General features: G+C 69.1%; 23 protein-coding genes. 11 read left to right on the forward strand and 12 right to left on the reverse strand.

The window, feature by feature from the left end; all coding sequences use genetic code 11:
- Positions 1-43: 43 nt before the first annotated feature.
- The 7 genes from GO986_RS13105 to GO986_RS13130 form a co-directional block, all read right to left on the reverse strand.
- A complete protein-coding gene (locus GO986_RS13105; RefSeq protein ID WP_157459749.1) occupies positions 44-589 on the reverse strand; it encodes a 3'-5' exonuclease in 546 nt (181 codons plus the stop codon).
- Positions 580-1,356 (reverse strand): nucleotidyltransferase domain-containing protein, encoded by a 777-nt coding sequence (locus tag GO986_RS13110; RefSeq protein WP_157459750.1) that lies wholly within the window; start codon positions 1,354-1,356, stop codon positions 580-582. The genes GO986_RS13105 and GO986_RS13110 overlap by 10 nt, the downstream gene beginning before the upstream one ends.
- The gene (locus tag GO986_RS22605; RefSeq protein ID WP_198170657.1) at positions 1,344-1,787 is read right to left on the reverse strand and encodes an AAA family ATPase; all 444 of its coding nucleotides are present in this window, start codon (positions 1,785-1,787) and stop codon (positions 1,344-1,346) included. Before GO986_RS22605 ends, GO986_RS13110 begins: the two co-directional genes overlap by 13 nt.
- A 2-nt stretch (positions 1,788-1,789) precedes the next feature.
- Positions 1,790-2,599 (reverse strand): HD domain-containing protein, encoded by an 810-nt coding sequence (locus tag GO986_RS22610; RefSeq protein ID WP_198170659.1) that lies wholly within the window; start codon positions 2,597-2,599, stop codon positions 1,790-1,792.
- Positions 2,599-3,432, reverse strand: a complete 834-nt coding sequence (locus GO986_RS13120) for a TIGR02452 family protein (protein WP_157459751.1) — start codon at positions 3,430-3,432, stop codon at positions 2,599-2,601. Before GO986_RS13120 ends, GO986_RS22610 begins: the two co-directional genes overlap by 1 nt.
- Positions 3,429-4,055: an RNA ligase family protein gene (locus GO986_RS13125; RefSeq protein WP_157459752.1), complete on the reverse strand. Its 627-nt coding sequence runs from the start codon at positions 4,053-4,055 to the stop codon at positions 3,429-3,431. The genes GO986_RS13120 and GO986_RS13125 overlap by 4 nt, the downstream gene beginning before the upstream one ends.
- Before the next feature lie 83 nt (positions 4,056-4,138).
- Positions 4,139-5,014, reverse strand: a complete 876-nt coding sequence (locus tag GO986_RS13130; protein ID WP_198170661.1) for a nucleotidyltransferase domain-containing protein — start codon at positions 5,012-5,014, stop codon at positions 4,139-4,141.
- Positions 5,015-5,305: 291 nt separating this feature from the next.
- Here GO986_RS13130 and GO986_RS13135 point away from each other — a divergent pair, with 291 nt between their 5' ends.
- Positions 5,306-6,169: a metalloenzyme domain protein gene (locus GO986_RS13135; protein WP_157459754.1), complete on the forward strand. Its 864-nt coding sequence runs from the start codon at positions 5,306-5,308 to the stop codon at positions 6,167-6,169.
- 179 nt (positions 6,170-6,348) lie between these two features.
- Here GO986_RS13135 and GO986_RS13140 read toward each other — a convergent pair whose 3' ends face one another.
- From GO986_RS13140 to GO986_RS13150, 3 genes are read right to left on the reverse strand one after another with little or no spacing between them, the layout of a single operon-like run.
- The gene (locus GO986_RS13140) at positions 6,349-6,969 is read right to left on the reverse strand and encodes a phosphoribosylanthranilate isomerase (protein WP_157459755.1); all 621 of its coding nucleotides are present in this window, start codon (positions 6,967-6,969) and stop codon (positions 6,349-6,351) included.
- Positions 6,966-7,205 carry a hypothetical protein gene (locus tag GO986_RS13145; protein ID WP_157459756.1) on the reverse strand — a complete coding sequence of 80 codons (240 nt, stop codon included), beginning with the start codon at positions 7,203-7,205 and terminating at the stop codon, positions 6,966-6,968. The genes GO986_RS13140 and GO986_RS13145 overlap by 4 nt, the downstream gene beginning before the upstream one ends.
- Before the next feature lie 4 nt (positions 7,206-7,209).
- A complete protein-coding gene (locus tag GO986_RS13150) occupies positions 7,210-7,617 on the reverse strand; it encodes a winged helix-turn-helix transcriptional regulator (RefSeq protein ID WP_157459757.1) in 408 nt (135 codons plus the stop codon).
- A gap of 78 nt (positions 7,618-7,695) precedes the next feature.
- Between GO986_RS13150 and GO986_RS13155 the strand changes: the two genes are divergently transcribed.
- The gene (locus GO986_RS13155; protein ID WP_157459758.1) at positions 7,696-8,448 is read left to right on the forward strand and encodes an SDR family oxidoreductase; all 753 of its coding nucleotides are present in this window, start codon (positions 7,696-7,698) and stop codon (positions 8,446-8,448) included.
- A gap of 51 nt (positions 8,449-8,499) precedes the next feature.
- Positions 8,500-9,774, forward strand: a complete 1,275-nt coding sequence (locus GO986_RS13160; RefSeq protein WP_157459759.1) for a phosphotransferase — start codon at positions 8,500-8,502, stop codon at positions 9,772-9,774.
- A 29-nt stretch (positions 9,775-9,803) separates the two neighbouring features.
- Here GO986_RS13160 and GO986_RS13165 read toward each other — a convergent pair whose 3' ends face one another.
- Together GO986_RS13165 and GO986_RS13170 are read right to left on the reverse strand one after the other, a co-directional pair.
- A complete protein-coding gene (locus GO986_RS13165; protein WP_157459760.1) occupies positions 9,804-11,336 on the reverse strand; it encodes a S1 family peptidase in 1,533 nt (510 codons plus the stop codon).
- Between the two features lie 112 nt (positions 11,337-11,448).
- A complete protein-coding gene (locus GO986_RS13170; RefSeq protein ID WP_157459761.1) occupies positions 11,449-12,150 on the reverse strand; it encodes a metal-dependent transcriptional regulator in 702 nt (233 codons plus the stop codon).
- A 149-nt stretch (positions 12,151-12,299) separates the two neighbouring features.
- Between GO986_RS13170 and GO986_RS13175 the strand changes: the two genes are divergently transcribed.
- From GO986_RS13175 to GO986_RS13210, 8 genes are all read left to right on the forward strand, one after another.
- The gene (locus GO986_RS13175) at positions 12,300-14,642 is read left to right on the forward strand and encodes a G8 domain-containing protein (protein ID WP_157459762.1); all 2,343 of its coding nucleotides are present in this window, start codon (positions 12,300-12,302) and stop codon (positions 14,640-14,642) included.
- Positions 14,633-15,772, forward strand: coding sequence for a polysaccharide deacetylase family protein (locus GO986_RS13180; protein WP_157459763.1), 1,140 nt, complete (start codon positions 14,633-14,635; stop codon positions 15,770-15,772). Before GO986_RS13175 ends, GO986_RS13180 begins: the two co-directional genes overlap by 10 nt.
- An 88-nt stretch (positions 15,773-15,860) precedes the next feature.
- On the forward strand, positions 15,861-16,415 hold the full coding sequence (locus tag GO986_RS13185) for an RNA polymerase sigma factor (RefSeq protein ID WP_439648712.1): 555 nt from the start codon (positions 15,861-15,863) through the stop codon (positions 16,413-16,415).
- On the forward strand, positions 16,412-16,672 hold the full coding sequence (locus GO986_RS13190; RefSeq protein ID WP_157459765.1) for a hypothetical protein: 261 nt from the start codon (positions 16,412-16,414) through the stop codon (positions 16,670-16,672). Before GO986_RS13185 ends, GO986_RS13190 begins: the two co-directional genes overlap by 4 nt.
- Positions 16,669-17,409 (forward strand): transcriptional regulator, encoded by a 741-nt coding sequence (locus GO986_RS13195; RefSeq protein ID WP_369409353.1) that lies wholly within the window; start codon positions 16,669-16,671, stop codon positions 17,407-17,409. The genes GO986_RS13190 and GO986_RS13195 overlap by 4 nt, the downstream gene beginning before the upstream one ends.
- Before the next feature lie 46 nt (positions 17,410-17,455).
- Positions 17,456-18,721 carry a DUF1800 domain-containing protein gene (locus GO986_RS13200; protein ID WP_157459766.1) on the forward strand — a complete coding sequence of 422 codons (1,266 nt, stop codon included), beginning with the start codon at positions 17,456-17,458 and terminating at the stop codon, positions 18,719-18,721.
- Between the two features lie 106 nt (positions 18,722-18,827).
- Positions 18,828-20,000, forward strand: a complete 1,173-nt coding sequence (locus tag GO986_RS13205; RefSeq protein WP_157459767.1) for a DUF1501 domain-containing protein — start codon at positions 18,828-18,830, stop codon at positions 19,998-20,000.
- Positions 19,997-20,476: a hypothetical protein gene (locus GO986_RS13210; protein ID WP_157459768.1), complete on the forward strand. Its 480-nt coding sequence runs from the start codon at positions 19,997-19,999 to the stop codon at positions 20,474-20,476. Before GO986_RS13205 ends, GO986_RS13210 begins: the two co-directional genes overlap by 4 nt.
- Positions 20,477-20,550 lie beyond the last annotated feature (74 nt).

Genomic DNA, 20,550 nt, shown 5'->3' on the forward strand with positions numbered 1-20,550 from the left:
GGGCCCTTGACGGCGGGGTCACGGGGCCTCCGCAGAGGCGGACTTAACCTGGCCAGTGACCCCCGCGCACCAGCCCCGCTACCAGGGCCGCGATGTTCCAGGCGTCGTCCACGCCCCGGTGGTGACGGCCGTCCAGCGGCAGGCCCGCGTGGGCCAGTGCCTGCGCCATGCCGGGCCGTTTTTTCAGGCCGTGCGCCTCGGTGTAGACCCTCTTGGCGTTCGTATGGCGGGGGCTAAAGGGGTACGGCACCCTGGACGCGGTGCACTGCCCCTGAAATTGCTTGCGGTCGTAGTCACCCCAGCTGGCCCAGTGCCTGGAATCGGCATGGAACTCGCGGCGCAGGGTCTCGCAGGCCTCTCGGAAGCTTAGGCCTTCCGCCACCATCTCCGGCGTCAGGCCCGTCAGCTCGGTGCAGAAGGCGCCTACGGCCGAGCGCTCCGGCCGCACCAGCAAGGCGCGGCGCTCCACACGTTCCAGGGTGGTCAGGTCCAGCACGCACAGGCCCACTTCAATGATCTCGTTCACCTGGCCGGGCGGCGGTGGGCCAACCCAGCAGGTCGCCTCCACATCAATGACGTTCAGGAACATGACAGTTCGCCTAACCGAACCGCGACCACCCAGTCGCTGACGGCGCGGCGCACCTCTTCGGGCACGGTCCCAGGCAGCTGGGTCGTGGTCTGCGCGTCTTCCAGCAGGGCAACCAGCCGCTGGTGTTCGGCGTGGTAGATCTCCAGCGGAGCAGGCAAAGCCTCGGCTTCGTGCCCACTCCGCTTCAGGGCCAGCAGGTCGGTCAGGAATGGCAGGCGGGCGTCCTCATTCAGCCGCTCTAGATTGGCTTCTACTTCGCCGGTTTTCAGCAGATGGAGGCCCGTCAGCACCGTGCGGAAGGCGTACAGCAGCGGCTTGACGCGCGGCACAGCCTCTTTTTCCAGCAGGCGCCACTGATTGGCTGTAAAGCCCAGGTAGTGGTGGGCATGGTGGCGGGTCAGCACCCCCGGTGCCAGCGTCCGCAGCGCTGCGTGGGCAGGCGAGGTGTGAACGATCAGCGGCGAGAGCAACTGCTCCAGCACGTACCCGTTGCGCTTCAGCAACAAGCCCGCAAATTTGTGGGCGTCGTGGGTCACGAGGTCCAGTTCAACCGTGCCGTCGTCCTGGTCCAGCGCGTGGGTTTCGGCCTGGGCCTCTAGCCCCAGCACCTCGCGCACGCCCAGCACATGCACACCGCGCAGGTCCCAGTCGCTGTCGGCGCTGGGAAAGCCGTACAGGTGCGCGCCACTGACCGTGGCAAAGACCAGCGGCCAGGGGTGGTCGGCGGCGGCCGCCGTCAATTGGGAGGGAAAGGTCACAGTGTCCATGATTCTCCTTCCGGGCCCCGCAGGATGACCTCATGGGCCTCGGTGACGTCGGGAAAGTCCAGCGCGCGGAACTGGTCGGCCAGCACAGCCGCAGGCACTGGACGCTCGCGGGCCGCGTTGCGGGCGGCCGCCACTCGGGGCGGCGTCCAGGCCACCACAATGCGGGTTAGGGCACCGTAATCGCGGCCCAGCCCCAGCACCCCCGCGCGGCCGTCGCGGCGCAGGCTGGTGGCGTCCCAGATCACGTGGGCCTGGCGGCGCAGCCCAGCGCGCAGGGCCTCGCGGGCGGCCTGCATGACCTGGCCACTGACCTTGGCATCGTGGCGGCCCCCGCCCAGTTGCGCGCGGATGGTGTCCAGACTGACCACCTCGGCACCCGTAAACTCGGCGGCCAGACTGCTTTTGCCGCTGCCACTGGGGCCGCACAGCACAGTCAGCTGCGCAAAGCCGCGCCGGGCGGCGTCCTGTACCCGTGCCGCCGCTTCGTGGGGGTATGGATGAGGCCCGCCGTCCAGTCGGCCCAGCCGCGTCCGGTCGCCAGCGCCAGCAGGTTGGGGGAGGCCCCTGGCAGCAGGGCCGCCACCTCGGCCTGGAAGGTCGCCAGGGGGTTGGCCCCGTCCCACACGCCCAGGTCCTGCGCGGCCAGGTCCAGCAGGTCGGCCGTGTCCTCGCCGCGCGCCGCGTCGCCACTCAGGACCACGCGGCCACGGGCGTCGGCGCGGGCCAGCTGGGTCAGGGCCGGCAGCGGCACCCGCCGGGCCAGGGCCGGCACGCCCCGCGCCCAGTCCCCCTCCAGCGCCCGGTGCAGGCTGTGGTGTTCGGCGACCAGCGGCAGGACTTTTAGCAGCAGGTCGGGCGGCAAACCCGCGTCCAGCAGCCGGAACGACAGATAGTCCCGCCCGCGCCGCGCGTGCCGGGGCGAACGGATGCGAAGGGTACCGCTCTCGTCCTCTTCTTCACGGGTGGTCAGCGCCTTGCCCACATCGTGCAGGGCCGCGGCCAGGATGAGGGCCGCGCGGTCCTCACCCTGCAACCCCGCCGCGCCGGCCAAGTCGTGGGCGTGCTCCACCACTATGGCGCTGTGGGCCGCCACCGACCCTTCGGCGTGCCACTGGGGGTCCTGGGGCGTCGTGGGCAGGCGGGCCAGGAGAGGCACCTCGGGCGTCAGGGCCGCGCTGATGGTCTCGAAGCGCAGTGGCAGACCGCCGCGCAGCAGAGGCAGCAGTTCCGTCGCCGTGGCCATCAGGTCTCCAGCACCGCCTGAAAAGCCCGCAAGGTGGGCTGGCCCGGTTGCCGGTCATAGACCGCGAAGGTCACCTGCTCGAAAGCGCCCTGGGCTTCGGTCGCCAGCAGCTCCTGAAAGGCGGCCGCCACCCCCGCCGGGCTGTTCTGAAACACGCCGCAGCCCCAGGCGCCCAGCACCAACCGGGTCTGCCCCGTCAGGGCCGCCGCCCCCAGCACCAGCGCGGCGCGGCGGCGCAGCACTGGGAGAACCTCCGCCCGGCGCCCCGGTTCGTTCTGGGCCACGGCGCCGGCATTGGGGGCGGGGGCCGTCACGACGTTCACCAGCACGGGCTGGGGCAGCAGCGCCCCTTCATCGTCCCGGAACACCGGCACCTGGGGGCTATAGATCAGGTGGTCGGTGTACAGCGTGGACGGCTCGTGGCGGTTGGCGGCGTAGTAGCCCGCCACCTGCGGCTGGGTCAGCGACAAGTGCAGGGCGCTGCACCGGCAGAGGTCTTCTTCCTGCGACAGGCTGCCCTTCAGAAAGCCGCCGCCAGGGTTCCGCGCCGAAGCGAAGTTGAGAGCCATGACTTCGGCGCCCTGGGCCCGCAGGCGCCGGGCCGCTGCAAAGGTGGTCTCGCCCGTGACCTCAGTCTGGGTAGAAAACTGACCGCGCCGCTCGTGCAGGGCCGCCCGCAGCAGTGGAGCGTCGGCCGGACTGAACAGGCGGGTGCCCTCCAGCAGGGGGCGCAGGTCGGGGAGGCTCACCCGCTTCCCTCCCGCCAGGTATTCGCCCTGGTCCAGCAGGCGCAGCGTGTCCTGGGCCATCTGAACTCGGCCCGCACTGTTCATGCCTCCCCCTTCAAGCCGTTGGCCTCCATGGGTTTGTTCAGCCAGTGGGCGTCGGTCTGGACATGGCCACGCCGCACCCACTTGGCCACGCGCCGCCCGAACTCGGCGTAAGGCACCGCGCTGGTCACGCGCACCACGTAGCCTTCCATCTGGTCCGTGTCAATGGTCAGTGCCCGCAGCGCCGCCTCGTCCCACAGGCCCCGGTACAGTTCGCGCGGGGTGGGCAGCGACAGGCGCGCGGCCCAGGCCCGCACCTCGTCCCAGGGCCGTGAGACATTCTGGTCATCCCAGACCGAAAACAGGTAGAAGTAGCCGTCCAGCGCCTCGTAGCGCAGGCTGTGAACGGCGTAGACGTTCTCGCCGCACAGCCGCCAGCCGGGCGGAATCTCGTGCCCGATGCGGCCCCGCTCGGCCTTGACCCAGGTGCGCGACGGGTGGGGCCGCATGTCCAGGCTGCGGGCGTGCAGGTCGCCCCGGTAGAGGCTGGTGTTTTCGCCGTCCAGTTTCTCGGTCACCACGACCTCCTGCCCAGTCAGGCCAGAGAGGTCAGGAATGCGGCGGTCGTCGTTTTGCAGTCCGGGCGACCAGGGCAGGTGGGGGGTAGAGGGGTATTTGGTTCGCATCGGGGATCACTGAGGGGAAGGCTAACGGAGGAGCAAAGTCCCACGCATCGGCCAGAAATGAACCTGGGGCCAGGTGTTCTGGCCTACCAGTCCAGTGCCGCGCGCCGCGCCATCAGCAGCCACGCCTCTACCGCAGCCACGTCCGGTCCCTCTGGCAGGCGGGTCTGTGCGGCGGCCTGATCAAAGTCGCGCTGAAGGGCGGCCCGCCAGCGGTCAGCCTCGGGCCAGCCCATTTGCCCGGTTTTGACTGCCAGCAGGGTGTCCCGGTGTTCGGTCACGTCCACCAGCACCTCGCCGGTTCGCAGGGCGTGGGTCCCGCTGAGCAGCAGACGCAGCAGATGAACCGCGTGTTTCAGCCTTACCTCACCGTGCGTGCGCTGCTCATTGTCGAGGCGGCGAAACTGGGCCTTCACGTACTCGCCGTAGGTCTGCGCGATGCGGCGGCTCAGGAAGGCCCCTCTGATCTCCAGCAGAGCCTGGGCCACTGGCGTAACCGTCACCGGCAGGGGCGACGTCAGGACCTCCAGCACGTTGGGGTTGGCCTTCAGCGCCAGCAGCACGAATTTACGCGCCTCCCAGTACACCTCTTCTACACCTGTGCGGGCATATTCCAGCTGGGGCGGCGGGTCACTCAAGCCCCAGTGCAGCCGGGCGGGCGGCAGGTAAAAGCCGCGCAGGTCGGTGTCGGAGGTGTCTGTCGAGAGACCAAACGCCCGGCTGCCCATCACGCAGGCGTACTGCACGAAGGGGCACAGGGCTTCGTGGTCGGCTGGGGGAAGGTCGGTGCCTGTGACTTTCAGGTGAACGCGGTTGATCTTGACGAGCTGCCCGTCAACTTCCACCCCATAGACGCTGCCGGCCTGGGGCGAGTGGACAATGGTGCCGGCCGTCCCTGCTGGAAAGCCGCCCTGCGGCGTGTGGAGGGTAACGGCGGTGCCGGGCGGCAGGGGGCGACTCATGGGAGCAGAGTAGAGTTCCGCAGCCGGGCAGAGCATCCGCCAAAGCCCCAGTAACCGGGCACGCTGACCGCCTGCTACGCCCTACCTCTCTCAGCGTTCTGGTGTTCGGTAGGGCCCATTGGCCCGCGCCCTGGCGTTGTACCGCATGCTGAGGCTGCCCATTTCTGCAGACGCCCCCGACACCTTTGGCGCCCCTGGGGCCAACGCTCCGTCACCATCACCGACCCTGGCAGCACCACACTGGATGTCTTTGCCTGGTTGTAACGCGCGCCGCCGCCTATCCTCTCTTCTATGACCGGACTCGTGTGGCTGGCGCTGGACGGGGTGGGCCACCCGCAAGACGCGCCGCCAGGGTCGGTGTGGGACCAGGAGCTGCCCACCCTGCGCCCCCTGGTGGATGCGGGGCGGGCGGTGGACGCGGCGCTGGGCGTACCCGGCCTGCCGCAGTCGGGCACCGGGCAGACCTGCTGGCTGACCGGAGAAAACGCTGTGGCCCTGATGGGCGAGCATTTCGGGCCGCACCCCGGCCCCACTCTGCAAGCGCGGCTGCGTGAAGCCTCCCTGCCCGTGCGGCTGGTGCGCGCTGGGGGCCGGGCCGCCCTGGCCAATCACTACGTCCCCGCCTACCTGGAGGCCGCCGAAGCCGGGGGCCGGCGCAACCGCCTGGGCTGTTTTCCTTTCGCCTTCCGCGCCGCAGGCCTGCCCCTGAATCCGCCCGGCGTGCCCCTGGTGGGGCCGACCCTGGGCCTGAACTTCGCTGCGCCCTGGGGCGAGGTGACCCCGCTTCACGCCACCGCACACCTGGGCGAGGCGCTGGGCCAGGCCGCCGCCCACTTTGACCTGCTGGCCGTGGACCTATGGTTCGGTGACCTGCTGGGGCACGAAGGCCGCCCGGCCACCCCGCCCGAGGTGACCCAGGCAGGCCGGGCCTACCTGCGCCGGGTGGACGCCCTGCTGCGGGGCCTCCTGGAGACCAGCGCGCGGGTGGTGCTGAGCAGCGATCACGGCAACCTGGAAGACCTGCGCGTTAAGGCCCACACCACCGCGCGCGTGCCGTTTGCTGGAGTCGGGGTAGCGGCGGGCAGCGCCGAGACCATCGTTGACGGCGGACGGCGCCTGGCCCAGTGCGTGGGCCTGTCGCCCAGCCCTCTTTGAGTCAGGGCCTTTTCGGTCCAAAGTTATCCACAGGTTTATCCACAAGCACTGTGGACAAGCTGCGGCGAAGGGCTGTCCCTTCTGCCGAGAGCGATACTCTAGACCCTGTCACAGACAGGTTTTTCAAGGCAAAAAGCCCTGTGTTCCACGGCTTCCAAAGTTATCCACAGCCCCACGTTTCACTGTGGATAACTGGCCTGGGTGGACCGGGCCGCTTGCACAAAAGCCCGCACGGCGGCGGCATCTTTCAGACCAGGTCGGGCTTCCAGACGGCTTACGGCGTCCACCCCGGCCGGCCCCAGCACCCCGATGGCCTGCGCCACGTTCTCCGGCCCCAGTCCCCCCGCCAGCCAGGCCCCGGCCGGAAAATCGGCCTTCAGCGCGGCCCAGTCCAGGGGCACGCCGCCGCCCGGCTCGGGAGCGTCCAGCATCAGGGTGACGCGGGGGTCGGTCCTCCACATGTGGGCAGCCTGGGCCAATTCGGCGGGGCGCACCACACGCAGAACGGGATAATACGCGGCGACCCCTTCCACGTAAAGACTTGACAAAGGACCGTGCAGTTGCACGGCACTCAGGCGCGCGGCGTCGGCCACACGCAGCACCTCGTCCAGCCCCTGCCCCAAAAACACCCCCACGCGGGCCACGGTTGCGCCGACGCTCAGGCCCGCCTCGCGCGCGGCCTGGGGCGTGACCAGCCGCCTGCTGACCGGCGCGAAGATAAAGCCCAGGGCGTCGGCACCGGCATCGGCGGCCAGCACAGCGTCACGCACGCTGGTGGTGCCGCAGACCTTGACCTTCATTCGTCCCTGGCCTCCAGTTGGGCCACCCGCGCCTCCAGCGCGCGCACCTGGCGGGTCAACGCCAGCAGCAGCAGGGCGTAGTGGTCGTACAGCTTGGGGCGCTCCATGCGGGTCTCGCCGGACAGCCAGGCCGAGAGCAGCCCCTCGGCCTCCTGCAAGACCTCGGCGTCGGGCACGTCACGGTAGCTGCGGCTGCCCAGAATCTCGCGGGCGAAATTCAGTTCACGGTCACTCATGGCCCTATTCTTGCGCGTCTGCTTTCCCGGCCGTGAACGCGGCGCGGGCGGCCATCACGGCGGCGTAGTGGGCCTCGGCCCAGAGCCACACCGGGCAGAAGGCTTCACTGAGGCTCAGGCCCAGCGGGGTCAGGGTGTAATCCACCCTGGGCGGAATCACCGGATGAACCGTGCGGCTTAGCAGCCCGTCGTATTCCATCTGGCGCAGCGTCTTGGTCAGCATCTTCTGGCTGATGTCGCCCACACGCTCGCCCACCTGGCTAAAGCGCAGGGTGCCGTGTTCCTCAAGCACTTCCAGAATGAGCAGCGTCCACTTGTCGGCCACCCGGCCCATCATCTCGCGCACCAGGGCCTCTACCCCCGGCGAGGTCTGGGGCCAGGCTTCGCCCCGCACAGCTTCATGACTTTCCATAGGGAGACTATAGAACTTTCGGGTGCCTACTTTCCAAAAGAGAGTAAGAGGACTAGGGTACGGCAGGAGGTTTCAACCATGCAGAGCAACGGAAATACCATCCTCGTCACAGGCGGCAGCAGCGGCATTGGACTGGCCCTGGCGCTGGCCCTTCAGGCGCGCGGTAACACGGTGCTCGTGACCGGGCGCCGTCAGGCGCAGCTGAACGCCCTGACCGCCGCCCATCCTGGCCTGCACGCCTATCCGCTGGACATCACCGATCCGGCGGCCATTACGGCACTGGCCCGGCAGGTCACCGCTGACCACCCAGCGCTGAACGTGCTGATCAACAACGCCGGGATCATGGTGGCGGAGGACCTCCTCACCATGCCAGACACCGCCACCGCCGAGGCGACGGTCGAGACCAACCTGCTGGGCCCCATCCGGCTGACCCACGCCCTGCTGCCTCACCTGCTACGGCAGGCCCGTCCTGTGGTGGTCAACGTGACTTCCGGCCTGGCCTCGGTGCCGCTGGCGGCTACACCCACCTACAGCGCCACCAAGGCCGCGATGCACTCCTATACCCAGTCGCTGCGCTGGCAGCTGCGGCACACCGCCGCCCAGGTGATTGAACTGGCGCCGCCCCAGGTCGCCACCGAACTGATGCCCGGCGGCAGCACCCGCCCCACCGCCATGCCGCTGGACGAGTTCATCCACGAGACGCTGGCGCTGCTGGACGCCCAGCCGGGCGCCACCGAACTGCTGGTGGAGCGCGTCTTGCCACTGCGCCGCGCCGGGGCCAGCGGCACCTACGACGCGGTGTTTCAGGCCCTGAACAGCCGCCAGGGCTGACTCCGCCACCTGGCAGACGCCGGAGGGCTCGGCCGCATGCCAGCCTGAGGCATGTCCTCTTCTCCGCCGCGCCGCCTGACCACGCTGCACCTGCTGCTGACCGCGCCCGGCGACGACCGGGTGGCCCACCATACGCTCAGCGTGAACATGATGACCTATTACGGCGAACATGTCCCTGACGCGGCGCGGGCGGCCGGGGTGCAGGGCACGCTGGGCCGCCGCCTGGCCTTTACAGCTCAGAGCGAGGTGGAGGGAGTGCGGCGCAGCGAGTGCGTGTGGCACCTGCACAGCGCCGCGCCGCTGGGGACAGAAGCGAAGCGGCCCGCCGACCAACCTGACGCCCTGCGGCCCTGGGCTGAAGCCGCCCTCAGTGCCCACACCCCGGCCCGCGCGCCCTGGTTTCAGGCCGGCTGGCAGGAGGGCGCCCTGGCGTGGCTGGATGAGGAACTGGCCGCCCAGGGACTCACCCGCACCGCCGCGCCGCAGGTGCTGAAGCACTGGCAAATCAGCCTGCTGTGGCGGGTGCCTACAGACAGGGGGAAGGTGTATTTCAAGGCCGTACCCTCCTTCTTTGCCCGCGAAGTCAGCGCCACCCCGGTCCTGGCGCGCGAGATACCCGGCGCAGCGCCCGCGGTACTGGCCGCCGACCAGGAACGTGGGTTTTTACTGCTGGCCGACAGTGGCGAGGCAGAACCGGGTGACCTGACGGGCGTGATGCAGCATCTGGCTGCGGTGCAGCGGGCCAGTCTGCCGCTGCTGCCCGCGCTGGAACTGCGAGACCGGGGGCCGGCGTACCTGCGGGCCTGGCTGCCGCGCCTGCTGAGCGATGAAACGTTGCTGACTGGTCAGGACGGCGGGTTCACGCCGCAGGAGGCCGCCCTGCTGCGCACGCGCCAGGCCGAACTGGACGCGGCGCTGGTTCATCTGGCCGCCAGCCCGCTGCCGCTGACCCTGGGCCACGGTGACCTGCACAGCGGCAACGTGACGGCCCAGGACGCTCAGGTGACCCTGCTGGACTGGTCAGACATCTGCCGGACACACCCCTTCCTGGACGCTAACCCGGCCTATCTGGCCCCGCCGGGCACACCGTCCGAGGTGCTGGACGCGGCGCGCGATGCCTACCTGAGCGCCTGGACTGACCACCTGCCCTTGCCAGAGCTGCGCGCCTTGCACGCCGACGCCCTGCTGGCCGGCGAATTGCTGCGGGCGCTGGGCTACGTGGACGGCATTCAAGAGGCCGTGGAGGACAAGTCCGAGTGGGCAGGCGCCCACCTTCATCATCTGCGCCGCCTGCTGCCGGCACAAGCAACCGCCCCCAGCAGCTAGCCGGGGGCGGAGGAAATGACAGATCGGCGTTACTTCAGGCCCAGGGTGCAGGTGCCGGCGCCCGTGCCCTTGTCGTCGGCGTTCTTGTGGGTGGTGGCCGAGCCGCGCACGGTGGCGCCGCTCAGGCCGGCGCGCTCGGTGGAGCAGACCAGAAAGGTCTTGTCGCTGCGCTGCACAATCAGGAAGAGTTCGCCGTCGGCGTAGTCCAGAATCGCGCTGCTCGACTCGCTGCCGCGCGTGGCGGTGCCGTCAAACCCCCCTTCTGAATTGGCTTTGCTCAGCGCCACGTTGTAGGTGCCTACCGAGGTGAACGTGGCGGTCCAGGTCTGGCCGGCTTTCAGGCTGGGGGGCCAGGCCAGGGCCGCGCCGCCCGCCGAAGCCGCGCCCGTGGTGGCCGAGGCGCTGGTGCCTGCCGTCTTGGCTTTCAGGCTGACCACGCAGTCGCCGGCGCGGGTGCCGTCCGATTCCAGGTCCTTGAAGGCGTACACCGCGCCTTTCCAGTCGCTGCTGCTCACCCCGCCCGGCTCCACGATGCAGCTGGTAAACGCCTTGCCGTCGCGCGTCCACTCGACCCAGACCTCGTTGTCGTCCTCGTCGTAGTAAAAAAACGCGGTCTGACTCTGCGAGCCGCTGCGGGCGGTGCCCTTCAGGCCGCCGTCTTTGAGCAGTTCGGTCAGGTCCAGGGTCCAGGTGCCGGCGCCCGCGCTGCCCGTCACGCGCACGGTGCCGGCCACGCTGTTGCGCCCCGTGGCCAGGGTGGGGGGCCACAGCCCAGCCGCCCCCGAGCTGACGTTCGTGGTGGCGGTCACGGCCGCGCTGCCACTCTTTTTGACCACGAAACCGGTGACGTTGGGCGTAACCAGTCCCCAGGCCACCGCCAGCGGGCGCATAAAAGCGGTACGCGAGTTGCCGCCGCCCGCCAGGCCCGCCGAATGCACGCCAATCAGGGCGCCGCTCTCGTCGTACACGCCGCCGCCGGAATTGCCGGGCCCGGTCTGGGCATCGTGCTTGATCCACTGCCGGCCACTGCTTTCCAGGTCGTCCCCCGTAAAGCCGCCCACCGACCCGCGCGAGAACGAGATGGTGTAGCCGCCCGTGCCCTGAAAGCCGAAGACAAAGATGTCGTCGCCAATGATCAGGCTGTTGGAATCACCCAGTTCTACAGAGGGCAGGTTCAGGCGGCCCACGGGCTTCTCGTCCTTGTCTTCCACGATTTGCACGATGGCCAGGTCGAGGTTGGGGTCACCGGCCACGACTTTCCCCCAGTAGGTGAACTCCGGTTCGCGGTCCACAAAGCGGATGGTCCGCACCTGAATCCAGGGAGACAGCACGCGGGTTTCGGGGTCCCCGACCACGTGGTAGTTGGTCAGGATGTACCCCTGAGGGCTGATGATGGAGCCCGACCCACGCGAACCGTCTAGATCGCCGTTCTGGTCGGTCGGCAGCAGCATCACGGTGGCCTGGATGATGCGCTCCCGAATATCCTTGGGCAGCGCCTGCGCGCCCCCCCAGCACCACAGCAGCAGGCCGCACAGCCAGGCCAGGACCCCAATGTTTCTCATGCTCTATTTAAGCGCGCGGTCAGTCAGCCTGTCTAGTAGACAAAAGGCGGAGATTGACTGCTGAGGCCGGAGAAAAAAGGGGGTACACCCTCCGGGTGTAGGTGGGTGGGGATCAGCCGTTCGGGTGCCCAGGAGCCAGGGCTGACCCTGAAGCCGAGCGCTCTACATGAATCTGCGCCGCCACCCCCAGCGCCAGGGTCAGGGTGTGGTCGGTGGCCCACACCGTCAGGGTGCCCAGGGCCGTGTCCACGCTGTCCACGCGCAGCGGGGCGCCGGGGGTCAGACCGGCGGCCATCAGGGCGCGCAGCTGCGCGGCGTCGTCGTCGGGAATGCGGGCCACGATGGCGGCGTCACCGGAGGCCAGCTGCGACAGGCGCCGCTGGGGCTGGGCCGGCAGTTCGCCGTCCACGGTGGGAATGGGGTCGCCGTGTGGGTCGTGGGTGGGGTCGCCCAGCCAGGCCGCGATGCGGGCTTCTAGCCGCTCAGAGAGGGCGTGTTCCAGCCGCTCGGCTTCCTCGTGAACCTCGTCCAGCGGCACCCCCAGCGCGCGGTGCAGAAACAGTTCCAGCAGGCGGTGGTGGCGCAGCACCTCCAGCGCGACCCGCTCGCCCTCGGCCGTGAGCTGGGCGCCCTGGTACGGCGCGTGCGAGACCAGGCCCTGCTCGGCCAGCTTGCGCAGCATGCCCGTCACGCTGGCCGGCGCCACCTCCAGCGCCGTGGCCAGCGCCTGCGTGTTCACCTTGCCGGCCTGGCCCAGCACATACAGATGTTTCAGGTAATCCTCCGCAGAGCGGGAGAGGGGACGGCCGGTCATAGGGTCAGTGTAGCGGGGGCCAGTCTGGCCGGGCGAAGGTGCTGTTCGGGGCCGCGCGCCCTCCTGACCGGTACAGACCGCCTAGCTGCCGTCAGGTCCCACTTTAGGGGGATGGCGGCTCTGTAGGGCCGCCGTAGGGTGCCTCCTATATGGTCCGCCTGCGCCCAGTCGCCCGCACGCTCCTGGGGCCACCGCTGCTGCTCGGAACGTTGGTGGCCGCGCTGGCGGTCAGTCTGGCCTGGCCCAGGTCACCCAGCCCGGCCCTGTGGTCTGACCCGCACACCTGGGGCGGCCACCTGCCTGTCGCTGGTCAGCGGGTTGTCATCCCGCCTGGCCAGCGCGTCGTGCTAGATATCAGCCCGCCGCCATTGGACGACTTGGACATACAGGGCGAACTGCTGGTTCAAGACGGAGCTGGGGCACTTACGCTGCGGGCCGCAACTATTCAGGTTGGCGGGCGGTGGCAGGCCGGCGAAGCCGCACGGCCCCTCAGGCGCCGCTTGACGGTCATTCTGGGCTCGGGTGGGCGCGTTGCTGCCGCGACCAACGGCCTGGTGACGGTGCCGGCCGGGGGAACTCTTGAACTCTGGGGGCTAAGGCCCAGCCGCTGGACCCATCTGACGCGCTCGGTGCGGGCCGGCAGCCGCACCCTGCAGCTGGCCACGCCCGTCAACTGGCCGGTGGGCACGGTGCTGACCCTGGCCCCCACCGGGTTTGACCTGATGGAAGCCGAACGGGTCCAGGTCGCGGCGCGCTCGCCCGACGGCCGGCAGCTTACCCTCCAGGCGCCCCTGCGCTTCCCCCATTTTGGCCAGGTTACACGCGGCGTGGACGAGCGGGCCGAGGTGGGGGCCCTGACCCGCACCATTTCGCTGACCAGCGCTGCGGCGGCGCGCCGGGCCCAGCTGGGTGGCGGCGTGATGGTGCTGGCGGGCGGCACCCTCAGGGCCAGCGGCGTGGCGTTCAGCGGTCTGGGCCGCGCCGGCCAGAAAGGCTTTTATCCCGTTCACTTTCACCGCGCTGGTGAGCAGGGGCAGTCTTTTGTCGAGGACTCCAGCTTCCACGGGAACTTCAACCGGTGCCTGACCCTGCACGGCACCCAGCACGCGCGCGTTGAGGGCAACGTGACTTTTGATGCCGTTGGCCACTGCTTCTTTTTAGAAGACGGCACCGAGACCGGCAATCAGCTGCTGGGCAACCTGGCGGTTCAGACACGCGGCGCGCCGCCTGAAACTGCGATTCTGGAGACAGATAGGGTGGCGGCGGCCTACTGGATCACCAACCCTGACAATGTCCTGAGGGGCAATGTGGCGGCGGGCGCCGAACACTCGGGGTTCTGGTACTCCTTGCCTCCCGAACCTCAGGGCGACGGCGTGACCGCTGCAGAGCAGCAGACCATTCGGCCCCGGCGCACGAATCTGGGGGTCTTTCAGGACAATGTGGCCCATTCGACTGGGCACACCGGGCTGTTCGTGGACAACCTGCGCAATCCTCCGGGCGTGCTGGAAGCGCCCAACTACAGCCCCGCGCGCCGGGCCGAGTTTCAGGGGCTGACCGCCTACAAAAATCGCCGGCGCGGCGCCTGGCTCAGGGGCACCAATTTGCGCCTCAGCGGCGTCCGGCTGGCGGACAACGCGATTGGGGTGACCTTTGCGGCCGCCGACACGGACCTGGTGGGCGGCGTGGTGGTCGGAGAAAGCCAGAACCTTACCGGCCCTCCCAAACCGCAGGAACCTCACTTTCCTCTGCGGGGCTTCGAGTTCTACGACGGGCCCGTGACGGTTCAGGACATCCACTTTACCCAGTTCGTTCCGACACCCACGCGGCCTGCAGCGGCGCTGGGGGCACTGCAATTCAGTCCCTTCTTCTTTCATCCAGCCAGCCGGGCCGCGCGGCTGCAGTTCTCGAACGCGCAGCCTGTTTACCTGGCCTCCAGGGCCCTGCCCACCCCCGAAGACGCCGGCGCAGACGGCTACCGCAGCGCGGCCTTTCTGGATATGGACGGCTCGGTGACGGGACAGGCGGGCGCCTCGGTGCTTCTCGCCACGCCGTTTCTGACCAACACCAGCGCCTGTCAGGCGCGGCCGACCTGGGGGGCCGTGAGCTGCGCCGGTTCGCCAGTGAGTCTGTTCGTCGTCAACATGGACGCGGCGCCGCAAGCCTTTGGGCCCGTCAAGCTCCGCCGGGAGGACGGCGCCCACATGATGCTGCGGGGCAATCCCCGCGAAGGACCCAACCGCGCCTTTCAAACCAACCTCTGGGCCGACCACACCTACGCCCTGACGCCCGCAACCTGGCCGGGGCATGTGCGGCTGGCCGCCCACCACCTGGCCGCATGGCAGGTCCTCCGACTGACCCTCAGGACCCGGCGGCCGGCCCGGATAGACCTGGCGCCTGGCAGCAAGGCCAGCTGGAGTGCTGGGCAGCTTCGCCTGGAGTTCCGAGCGCCGCCCGCCGGAGCAAAGGCGGCCGTGGTGGACCTATGGTTGTGAGGCGCTGGCGCGCGTTGCTGGCCACTGGAGCGGTCCTGCTGCTGAGCCTGACCCCAATGGCCAGAACCGGGGTGCCCACGCCCGCCACACTTGACCTGGTGGGACCGGCCGCGCAGCAGCGGCTCCACCTCTCCGCCGCCGCGTCCCTGCGCCTTCGCAGCAACGGTTTTGTCAGCATGGCGTTCGTGGCCCTAACCATCAGGCACACACCTGGCTCTATAGAGGCGGAGGAGGCCCTGGCTGTTCAGGCGGTGAACGCCGCCTATCAGGTCTTTCCAGACCTGGCCGAGGTCGACGTGGCCCTCTTTGAAGCGGGTCAATACCTGGGCTTTGCCTCCCGCGCGGCACCTCCCCTCCTTACCCTCTCGGTGCCGGCCCAGCAACGCCCAATCTTCGCCTGGGCCCTGAGGCGCGGCACTTACCCGCGGGTGTGGCCAGCCCACGCCCCCGACCTGATGGCTCCAGCCCCTATTGCGCCGCTCCCAACCAGGCGGCCAATCTGGCGCGGCGCCGGGACCACCCAGGCCGCCGCACTGACCTTTGATGACGCCCCGCACCCGCTGTACACCCCCCTGCTGCTGGACCTGCTGCGCCGCTATGGCGTGCCCGCCACCTTCTTTGTCATTGGTCAGAATGCAGAGCACTACCCATATTTCGTGCGCGACATGGTGAAGGCCGGGCACCAGGTAGGCAACCACACCTATTCTCACGCGCTGCTGAAGACCCTGACCGCAGGAGAAGTCCGCTCGGAGCTGGCGCGGACATCCGGGCTGCTCAGGCACCTGACCGGTCAGGACATCACGGCCTTCCGGCCCCCCGGCGGCGGACTGAATGCCGCTGTGCTGGGCGCCGCCGCTGCGCAGGGGCTCAGGACAGTCATGTGGAGCCACGACGCCGGCGACTACCTGAAGGCAGACGCCCAGAGCCTGCAAAAAGCGTTCGCGCACCACCTGCACCCCGGCCAAATCACGCTGCTGCACGACAAAGTCGACAGCACCCTGGGCGCCCTTCCGGCCATGATTCAGGCCGCGCAGGCCAGGGGGTATGCCTTGCGAACGGTCGACGGCCTGCTCAGCCCCGAGCCGGCACGGAGGCTTGCAGGCCACCACCCTGCACCGGCGGCGCCGTAGGGTCAGAGGAAGACCGTTTTTTCCCTGCACCGGGCACCGGGCGGGCCAGAGGGAACTTTTGCGGCCGCTGCTCCCTCTAACATTTGAGGTGCCCTTGAATGACCCCTACGCCCCCCTGCCAGACCGCGACCTGGTCCGCCTCGCCCTGCGCGACGAGGCCGCGTTCGAGGCGCTCGTGAAGCGCCACGCGGCGGGCATTCACCGCCTGGCGGCCAGCCTGGTGGGGCCTGGCGCCGCCGATGACGTGGTGCAGGAGGTCTTGATCAGCCTGCACCGGTCCCTGAAGACCTTCCGGGGGGAGGCGCAGTTCAGCACCTGGCTGCACCGCGTGACCCTGAACGTCTGTTACGGCGCCCTCAAAGCCCGGCCTACTGTGCCGCTCGAAGGCCAGCCCGAGCCACACGCCCCGCACGACCCCGCCCGCAGCGGCGAGCAGGCTCAGGTCCGCGAGCGCCTGGCCGCCGCCCTGGCCCAGCTGCCGCGTGATCAGCGCGAAGCGATTGCCCTGCGCGAACTCTCGGGCCTGGACTACGCCGAGATTGCCCAGGTGACCGGCGCCGAGCTGGGCACCGTCAAGAGCCGCATTGCCCGCGCCCGCACTGCCCTGCGCGCGTGGCTGACCAACGCCGGAGTGACCCCATGACCCGTCCTGACGACCTGGAAACCCTCTTTGCCCAGGCGCGCACCCTCTCGCCTGCCGATGAGGGCGCCGCCGAGCGCTTCCTGACCCGTTTCCGGGCGGTGGCCGCGCCGCGCCGGCCCCGCCCCGCCGCCTGGTGGCCCACCCTGCTGGCCTCGGCCGCCGTGGTGGCGGGACTGCTGACCCTGCGCCCGGCCCCGGACCTGCCGGCCAGCGCCGCCTACGACGCCTACCAGAGCGCCTGGGGAGAGGGCTGGTGAGGCGCGCCCTGGCCCTGCTGACCCTGCTGGGGAGCGCCGCCCAGGCGGCCGACATAGACGACGTTCTGAACGCCCTGAAACGCGCCCGCACCCTGGCGGCGCGCGGCCAGGCCGAGGTCACGGTGCTGTTTCCACCGCGCGAGATGCCGACCCGCCGCGCCGCCGCCCTGCCTGCCCTGACCGTGCGCCCGGCGCTGGTGCAGCAGAACTTCGCGGTCACGCGCCTGGGCGCCGCAGCGGTGGCGGGCCGCCCGGCGGTCCTGTTCGAGCTGATCCCCAAGGTCGGCCAGGCCGCCCGCTGGCGCCTGTGGGTGGATGAAGTCTGGAAGGTGCCCCTGGCCTTCGAGGAGCGCAGTGCGGGCGGCGACCTGGCCCGGCGCGCCGTGTTCACGAAGGTGGGGGCAACCCTCACCCGGCAGGCCCTGGCTCAGCCCCCACTGCCGGGCGGTCTGGCCGATGCCCTGGCCCGCGCCCTGCCGGGCCTGCGCCTGCCGCCTGGGTTCGTGCCGTCTGGCATCGGCGCCCGTCCCGCTGGGCGCGAGGTCACGCTGACCGACGGCCTGAACACCCTGACCCTAGTGGTGGCGCGCCGGAACGTCAAGGCGGCGCCGGGAGTGGCCTCACGGCGGGTGGGCGGCGCCTACGTGTGGCTGGTGGGCAACCTCCCGCACAATGAACTGAACGCCGCCCTGGCCGGTATCCGCCGCGCCGACCAGGCCCCGCTGGGAACTTTTTAGGCTGCTCCGTCCTCTCATCCATAAATCCCCCTTTTCAGGAGTCCCCATGACCCTCTCTCCCCTTTCCCGCAAACTGACCGCCGAGGACGCCGCGCACTTTCTGCGCCGCACCGCGTTCGGCGCCACCGACGCCCAGATTCGCGCCCTGGCAGGCAAAGACGCCCGCAGCGTGGCCAGGGCGGCCCTGGCCTTTGACCAGAGCCTGACCCCGAAGAATCCCTTTGACCCCATGCAGGGCGCTGGCCCCGGCGCTTCGATTCAGCTGACGCGCGGCGCGTGGCTTTACGAGATGGTGTACGGCGCCTGGCCGCTGCGCGAGAAACTGGCCCTGACGTGGAGTAACCATTTCGTCATCGGCACCGACAAGGTGCGCAACGCCCCGGCGCTGGCCGGCTACCTGGGGGCGCTGCGCCGCCACGCCGCTGCCCCGAGCTTCGAGCGCTTCACGCTGGAGGTCGCGCAGCTGCCCGCCATGCTGCGTTACCTGGACAACGACCAGAACCGCAAGGGCAAGCCCAACGAGAACTTCAGCCGCGAACTGCTGGAGCTGTTTACCACCGGCATCGGTCACTACACCGAAGACGACGTGCGTGAAGGCGCGCGTGCCCTGACCGGCTGGACCTTCACCGGCGGACGCGGCAACACGCAGTATCTCGTCGAGCCCAAATTTGCCAACCAGACGGGGCAGCACGACGCGGGCCGCAAGACCTATCTGGGCCAGAGCGGCGCCTTCACCGGCGAGGACATCGTGCGCCTGGCAACCGCCCACCCGAACACCGCCCTGTTTGTCAGCCGCAAACTGCACCGCGCCTTTCTGAGTGATACGCCCGACGAGGCCGCCGTGCTGGGCAGCGCCGAGACCTGGCGGCGCACCGGCGGCAACGTGGGTGCCGTGCTGGAAGAACTCCTGAGCAGCGAGGCCTTTTACGCCAGCCGCGCCCGGATCATCCGCTCGCCCGTAGAGTACATCGTGGGCGCCCTGCGCACCCTGGGCCAGCCGACTTTCGACGCCAAGACCCTCCTCAATCTCACCCAGACCGCCGGGCGCATGGGCCAGCTGCTGCTGGAACCCGACACCGTCAAGGGCTGGGACGGGGGCCGCGAGTGGATCAACGACTCCACGCTGCTGCTGCGCCTTCAGGTGGCGGCGGGCCTGACGCTGACGTCCAAGGCGCCCAACCTCACCGAGCCGCCCAGTCTGCTGGCCCTGACCGGCCAGGAACGCCCGGCGGCGGCGGTGCTGCTCTCCAGTCTGAAGGGCCGCCAGCGCACCTACCTGAGCATGATCAGCCCCGAATTCCAGCTGGCCTAGAGGGGCCGCAGGCCATGAAATCTGGGCTCCGACCCGTCCGAGCCCCCTGCCCCCACAGCTTTTCCCACTGCCCACCACCCACTCCCTACTCCCCGAGGTTCCCCTCATGACCAACCGACGTGATTTTCTGAAACTTTCGGCGCTGGCGGTGGCCGCCACCAGCGGTATGCCCGGCTTTCTGGCTCGGGCGGCGACCCAGGCAGGCGGCAAAAAAACCCTGGTGGTTATTCAGCTAACAGGCGGCAACGACGGCCTGAATACCCTGATTCCGTACAGCAACGGCGCGTACTACGCCGCGCGGCCCAATATCGCCATTCCCAAAAAAGACGTGCTGACCCTCACCGGCGACCTGGGCATGCACCCGGCCCTGAAGCCCCTGATGGGCCTGTGGGACAGCGGCGACCTGGCCTGGATGGAAAACGTGGGCTACCCCAACCCCAACCGCAGCCACTTTGCCTCTATGGCCATCTGGCACACCGCAGACCCCACCCAGGCGCAGGCGGAAGGCTGGATTGGCCGCCTGGCCGAGCAGATCGGCGATCCCTTTTGCGCCAGCAACGTGGGCGGATCCACGCCCCAGGCGCTGCGGGCCGGGGATTTCAGCCTCCCCAGCATCGAGTCGGTGGACAACTTTCAGCTCAAGTTGCCCTCGGGCATGGACACGCCCTTTCAGTCGCTGCTCAATTCTCCGCGCACAGGCGAAGCCGCCTACCTGACCCGCGCCACCCGCCAGATGCTGAAAAATACCGCGCGCGTGCAGGAAAACGCCAAGAAGTACAAGGCCGGGGCCACCTATCCCCAGACCCGCTTTGCCGGGCAACTGAAAGAAACGGCGCGCCTGATTGCCGCCGGGGTGGGCCAGCGGGTGCTATACGTCTCGCTGGGCGGCTTTGACACCCACGCCGGGCAGCGCGCCGAGCAGGATGAACTCCTGAGCACCCTGGCAGAGGGCCTGGCCGCCTTCTACGCCGACCTGGAAAAACAGGGCGTGGCGGGGGACGTGGTGGTGATGGGCTTTTCCGAGTTCGGGCGCCGGGTGGCCGAAAACGGCAGCGCCGGCACAGACCACGGCAAGGGCAGCGTAATGTTCGCGCTGGGCCAGGGCGTCAAGGGCGGCATTCACGGCAGCAGCCCCGACCTGGAAAAGCTCTCGGAGGGCGACATCATCTACAAGCAGGATTTCCGGGGCGTATACGCCGAGGCGCTGACCAAGTGGCTGGGCCTGAATGCCCGCGAGATTCTGGGCGGCACCTTTTCGGGCCCGAGCTGGCTGGCATGACCCTCCGTTTGCGCGTCGCGGCGGGGGTGCTGGGCGCGCTGGTCCTGGCCGCTTCCGCTCTGGTCAGTCCGGCTCTGGCCCTGCCCAAGTACCGCGTGCAGGCCGCGCCGCAGCTGCACCTGACTGAAGGCAACGACCTGTGGCAGCTGGACCGGCGGGTCATGCCCTGCACCTACTGCCACGTCAAGGACACGGGCGGCGCGCCCTGGAATCCTTTTGGACAGGCTGTGCAGCGCACTTTTGCCCAGGAAGCCGAGGCCGGGCGCCACCTGACCTTTCCCCAGGCGCTTCATACCTTATTGACGGCCGGCACCGACGCCGACGGAGACGGCTACCCGGACGCCCTGGAAGTCTTCGCCAAGACTTTGCCCGGCGACCCCGAGAACAAGCCCGACACGCCACTGGAGGACCTGACGGCGGCCTTTGAGAAAGCGGGCGGCGCAGCGCAATACGCGCCACTCAAGAAGACAAAATAAAAAAGCCGCCTTCTTCGGCGGTGATAGAAAAAGTATAGCGCGGTATGCAGAGGGCGTCAAGCTCAGCCAGTGAA

The sequence above is a fragment of the Deinococcus arboris genome (assembly GCF_009755355.1).
Taxonomy (GTDB): domain Bacteria; phylum Deinococcota; class Deinococci; order Deinococcales; family Deinococcaceae; genus Deinococcus; species Deinococcus betulae.